At 33.4% G+C, this 620-nt stretch carries 1 pseudogene; it reads left to right on the top strand.

Going from position 1 to position 620, the window contains the following annotated elements:
* Positions 1 to 251: 251 nt before the first annotated feature.
* Positions 252 to 620 (top strand): annotated as a pseudogene (locus tag R7Z47_RS25535) (EAL domain-containing protein); the annotation flags it as partial.

Below are 620 nucleotides of genomic sequence, written 5' to 3'. Positions count from 1 at the left end.
ATGGGACAATACTATTTCAGCATCAGTGGTCGTGAAGAATTCGACGTAGAACTGTCTGTTGTTGCGAAATAAATTTCTATCATCGTTCATTAGGCACCTGTTTTCTCGATGGTGCTTAATGAACATTAAATATTATTTATAGAGGTATTATAATTCTTAATTTCCTGACGTGAGAACTTTAGATATAGAATATGAAACGATGTTTAAGTGTGAGTCAAACATAGTAATAGTAAACGGATAAAGTGGATAATATGAAAAGGAATATGCCTTACCTACCTAGCTTCAAATTGACTGACTTTGATATAAAAACGTTAGTACAACCTATCCTCTGTCCGAGAAGCCAAGAAATTCAATATTACGAAACTTTGTCTAAGATAAGCACTTTTGATAAAAGCAACATAAACAACGACGTATTCTTTTCCATTATAGACAACACGTTTATTCAAACTCTTGCTTTACAACAAATTCGATTTTCTCTTGAAAAATACCCTCACCAACTACACTCTTTTAATATTAAACTCTCTTGTTTAGCTGACGAAGATTTTGTCCGTGAGCTTTTAAGCTTCAATGGTGCTAAGTTTGCTCTTGAGATAAGCGAGCTTGATTGTTATACCGAATCA

This window comes from Vibrio sp. 1641 (assembly GCF_033339995.1).
Taxonomy (GTDB): Bacteria; Pseudomonadota; Gammaproteobacteria; order Enterobacterales; family Vibrionaceae; genus Vibrio; species Vibrio alginolyticus.
This window is presented reverse-complemented; position numbering and strand designations above follow the sequence as displayed.